Origin of the sequence: Protofrankia sp. Cr1 (assembly GCF_963555865.1) — a bacterium.
In the GTDB taxonomy this organism is placed as follows: Bacteria; Actinomycetota; Actinomycetes; order Frankiales; family Frankiaceae; genus Protofrankia.
On record NZ_CAUVXO010000470.1, the window covers coordinates 1 to 4,093 of the forward strand.

A 4,093-nucleotide genomic window follows, 5' to 3' on the forward strand; every position below is an offset into this window, starting at 1 on the left:
GTACTGGGTTTGGGCGGTGCGTGGCAGGTCGATGCCGGCGGCGGCGTAGGCGGCGCGGGTGAGGCCGGAGCAGTCGAAGCCGCCCTCAGCCGGTCCGTCTCCGCCCCACAGGTACGGGATGCCGAGCTGCCCTTGGGCGTAGAGGACGGCGGCGTAGCCGGCGTCGCCCGGGGCGGTGTCGGCGCCGAGGCCGTAGGTCGACGTGTACTTGTCAACCGCGCCCGAACGTTTCAGTCGGCGGTCCCATGAGCTGGGCGCTGAAATGTTGGAGTGCGCCGGTCTGGCCGACTGCCGCGTAGTGGATCTTTTATCCGAGGTTCGGTCCACGTGGTTTCTGGCCGCGACCTGGGCCATTTCCTGCTTCCTTCGGATCGGTCAAAGGCGACAGATTCTACGGCTCTACAAGATCAACCATGCTGCTCACCCTCACCGGCTGGTCGTGCCGGGCGTACATGGCCACGATTGGATGGCTACTGCGCCGCGGTGGGGCCGACCGGACACACCCGATCGGGTCGCCCTCTACGCGCTTGCCGTGTGTTCCGATACAGGTTGATGCTGGGGCGTGCGCACGGCTGAGGTGGTCGAGTGGCGGGGGTGGATAGCCAGGCGTTGCGGTACTTTGCTGGATGCCCTGCATGCCGACGACATCGAGGGGAGTTGGGGAGGGACACCGCTGATGAGGTTGACGATTCTGCACGTCCCGGACTGCCCGAACGTCGCGACGCTCCAGGACCGGATCGGTCGCCTGATAACCGCCGAGGATGTTGTCACCCTCCGTGTGGTCGACAGTGCGGATCTGGCGGCGGAGGTGGGCATGACTGGCTCACCGACCCTGCTCGTCGACGGCGTCGATCCGTTTGCTGAGCCGGTCCGCTCGGCAAGCCTGTCGTGTCGGCTTTACCGTGACGCCGATGGCCGCCTGGCCGGGTCACCGTCGCTGGCCCAGCTTCGCCACGCGCTTGATCCGCTGGCCGCTATCGACCGCGACGAACCTTAACCTGTTCGCGTTGCCGGCGGCGTCACCGTCGCCGCCGGCGCAGTCATCGCAATGCGACGGTGCCGCGCTGACCGGACAGGCACAAATGACGAGGTGATCTACGGCAGGCGCCGGCCCAACCAGCGCAACGGCCGGCCGATGACCGGGTGTTGATGCCACCGCCACCGGATGACCAGACGCCGGCCAGCCCGCAGCCCATCACGCAGCCGGGAGGCCGGCGAGGGGCGCAGCGCGTCCTCCCGCCCCCGGGCCTGCTGATGCAGGAAGTGCGCGCACGACAGGCAGACCCCGACCTCGGGATGGTTCCCGAGCCGGACCAGGCCAGGCTCCTGGTAGGTGCCACCGCAGCACCAGCACGTCAGCGGCTCGGCGGCGTCTGACTCGGTCGTGGTCGCAGTTGTCGTCACGGATGCCCTTCCCTTCGACCGATCAGGTCGCCGAGTAGATCTTCGCTGAGCCGGTCCACGTCGATTCCCTGCCCGGTCAGCAGCAGCCGGACTGGATGGGCCGTGCCGACACGCAGGCCCACGCGGCTGGCGTCGCGGCGTCCACGGCGGCCGAGCCCGGAGCCGAGCGGGTCGCGCGCGACGCGCAGGACACCATAAAGCAGGTGCTCGGGGCGGATCTCGGTTTCGCCGCGTGTGCCTGCGGTGGTGCAGGCTATGAGCTGCGCTCGCTTGATCAGATATAGCGGTCCGCACAGCGGGTTGTGCTGGGATCGTCCGCGCCACCAGGGCCGCAGGCGTACCCGTCGGGCCGCGTCGTGCACCGCCAACGTGCCGAAGGTCGCCTCCAGCTGGCGGCGCATCCGGGCCACGTCCACGCCGAACTCCCGCAGCAGGGTGGTGTCGTCCCGGGCGAGTGGCCCGGATTCGGCCACGATCCGCGCGATCTCCGCCGCGGTCGGCAGGTCCAGTCCCCGCTCGTTCAGCATCGCCGCGGCCGGGTTCGCGGCGTGTGCGAGCACTCCGAGCAGCAGATGCTCGTCGCCGAGATAGGGATGACCGAGGCGATCCCGTTCCACCTCCGCCAACCGCCTGATCTCTAGGCCAGCGGCCGAAGGCCGCCGCGCCATCCGGGCCATCAGTCCCGCCCCCGCAGTCGTCCGGCGTGTTTGTAGTGCATCGCCTGCTTGGTCACTCCCAGGACGCGGGCAATGTCGCGCCAGGACCAGCCCTGGGCGCGGGCGTTGTCGACCTGCAACTCCTCCAGCACCTTCACCAGACCCCGCAGCGCCGCCACGGCGGCCAGACCGGTCGCCGGATCGGGATCGCCCGCTGCCTCCACCATCTGACTGCCCCGCGCCCCCGCCTCACTCATGTCGTCAAAATAGATTGACGACATAAGGTCGTCAATCGTTCTTGACGACTCGTGGCTCGGGTTGGCTGTGCCGATCAAGGTCTCCAACGGCTGACCAGCACCTCGCTGCTCGCTGTCCTCCTGTCGTATCTCTGCGAGCCGCTGGCCAGCGAGATCGTGCACCGGGCGCATCGCGCCGGGCTGGCCGGCGCGAGCGTGTTCCGGGGCGTGGAGGGGTTCGGCGCCTCCTCGATCGTGCACACCACCCGGCTGCTGTCCCTGAGCGCGGACCTCGCCGGTGGCGGTCGTTGTCGACGACGCCCAACGCCGCTGTTCCTGCTCGAACCTGGCCGGCCGGGCCGTGGAGTAGTCGACGATTCGTGATCGTGCGGTGTTCGACGCCGCCGATGAGCTCCGGCCGGGCACGGCAACCGGGTGCCCTCGGTGAGGCGGGCGAGCGCCCGCCGCGGAAGCTGGGAGAACCTCGCGACTGAAAACCAGCATCCACTCAACGGGCGCCGTGGCGCCTGACGTAGGTGTCCACGCCCCACCGGGCGCCTACCGTCGCCGGGAACGGTTCCACGCGGACTACCGCGCCGTCATCGGGAGCGTCGACCAATACCGCCTGCTCTACCTGCTCACCGAGGTAGACGCACCTGCCCCCATGGGTGCCGCCAGCGAGGTGCTGCCGGGAACGGTTCGCCGGCGCCCGGCTCATGGCTTGGGACGCTCCTTGATTCCGGCGTTGAGGAGTTGGATCATTTCCGTGATGCGTTGAGCTCGTTGCTCGGGGCAGCGCTTGGTCGCGTCGATCCAACGCAGGTACGCCTTGCGGTAGAACTGGGCCAGCGCGTCGAAGAACGCGCTTGCCTCGGGGTTGGCGTCCAATGCGGCGGCGACGTCCTCGGCGAGGTCGTCGCGCTGCGGTCCCTCGGGAGCGATCTCCACGGTGATGGAGTCACCGATCGTGAGGGCATGACAGTCGCGCAGCCATGCTGGCCCAAGGGTGAACCCGCGTTGGTTGCCGCGCGTCTCGATAACGGCGCGGATGCGCATCCCGTTGATGGTGCCGGTGATGTGGTGCCGTGGCTTCGGGGACCATACCCGGTCGGGATCGAACGGCACTGCCACGAAAGCCCGGCCGCGCTCGTGGGCGGCGAGGGCGGTGGTGAATCGCTGCGGCTGCACCAGCTGATCTTTCCATGAGGTGGCGGATTGGGCGGCGGTGGTGGTGGTCGCTGTAGGTGCGACATCCGTTCAACGGACGCCTGGCGCCGTGGCGCCTATGTAGGTGTCCGAGCCCCACCTGGCGCCCACCGTCGCCGGGAACGGTTCAACGCGGACGACAGAGCCTTCGTTGGGAGCGTCGACCATTATTGCCTGGTCTCCCTGCCGACCGACGTAGACCCCAACGTGGGTGATGTTGTTCGAAGCGGTCCCGAAGAACACAAGGTTCCCTGCTTCCAGCGGCGCCCCGGCTGGCAGCTTCGGGCCGGCGTCGTACTGGGCCTGGGCGGTGCGCGGTAGCTGGATGTCGGCTGCGGCGTAGGCGGCCTGGGCCAGACCGGAGCAGTCGAAGCCGGGGGTGCCGTTGCCGCCCCACACGTACGGCTTGCCGAGCTGCGCACAGGCAAATTCGACCGCGGCGTGGCCGGCGCTGCTACTGAACTGATCGATTCCGAACTGAAGCGATGACTGAAATGTAGGGCACGCTACTGAAGTGTTCGAGTTCGGTTGAGAGTATTGGGCTGCCTGGTTGAGCACGTCGTCTACGTACCAGTCGGCGTGATTGTAGGC

At 68.3% G+C, this 4,093-nt stretch carries 7 protein-coding genes and 2 pseudogenes; 2 read left to right on the top strand and 7 right to left on the bottom strand.

The annotated features are described in order from the left end of the window. A pseudogene (locus tag U9980_RS23900) lies at nt 1-195 on the bottom strand (C40 family peptidase); the annotation flags it as partial. Nucleotides 196-562: 367 nt separating this feature from the next. Between U9980_RS23900 and U9980_RS23905 the strand changes: the two are divergent. Beyond that, nucleotides 563-997 (top strand): hypothetical protein, encoded by a 435-nt coding sequence (locus U9980_RS23905; RefSeq protein ID WP_322769990.1) that lies wholly within the window; start codon nt 563-565, stop codon nt 995-997. A gap of 98 nt (nt 998-1,095) precedes the next feature. Here the strand turns inward: U9980_RS23905 and U9980_RS23910 are convergent, their stop codons facing one another. From U9980_RS23910 to U9980_RS23920, 3 genes are read right to left on the bottom strand one after another with little or no spacing between them, the layout of a single operon-like run. Further along, nucleotides 1,096-1,404: a hypothetical protein gene (locus tag U9980_RS23910; protein WP_322769991.1), complete on the bottom strand. Its 309-nt coding sequence runs from the start codon at nt 1,402-1,404 to the stop codon at nt 1,096-1,098. Then, nucleotides 1,401-2,021 (bottom strand): Clp protease N-terminal domain-containing protein, encoded by a 621-nt coding sequence (locus U9980_RS23915; protein ID WP_322769992.1) that lies wholly within the window; start codon nt 2,019-2,021, stop codon nt 1,401-1,403. The genes U9980_RS23910 and U9980_RS23915 overlap by 4 nt, the downstream gene beginning before the upstream one ends. Nucleotides 2,022-2,080: 59 nt before the next feature. Next, entirely contained in the window at nt 2,081-2,341 is a 261-nt protein-coding gene (locus U9980_RS23920) for an RNA polymerase subunit sigma-70 (protein ID WP_416210378.1), read from the bottom strand. A 66-nt stretch (nt 2,342-2,407) separates the two neighbouring features. Between U9980_RS23920 and U9980_RS23925 the strand changes: the two are divergent. Further along, nucleotides 2,408-2,627, top strand: a pseudogene (locus tag U9980_RS23925) (DUF190 domain-containing protein); the annotation flags it as partial. Between the two features lie 177 nt (nt 2,628-2,804). On the opposite strand, the gene U9980_RS23930 reads toward U9980_RS23925, so the two are convergent. The 3 genes from U9980_RS23930 to U9980_RS23940 form a co-directional block, all read right to left on the bottom strand. Further along, nucleotides 2,805-3,014: a hypothetical protein gene (locus U9980_RS23930; RefSeq protein ID WP_322769994.1), complete on the bottom strand. Its 210-nt coding sequence runs from the start codon at nt 3,012-3,014 to the stop codon at nt 2,805-2,807. Further along, the gene (locus U9980_RS23935; protein WP_322769995.1) at nt 3,011-3,484 is read right to left on the bottom strand and encodes a YdeI/OmpD-associated family protein; all 474 of its coding nucleotides are present in this window, start codon (nt 3,482-3,484) and stop codon (nt 3,011-3,013) included. The genes U9980_RS23930 and U9980_RS23935 overlap by 4 nt, the downstream gene beginning before the upstream one ends. A gap of 69 nt (nt 3,485-3,553) precedes the next feature. Further along, nucleotides 3,554-4,093, bottom strand: a 540-nt coding sequence (locus U9980_RS23940; protein WP_322769996.1) for a C40 family peptidase, incomplete at its 5' end; no start/stop codon positions are given.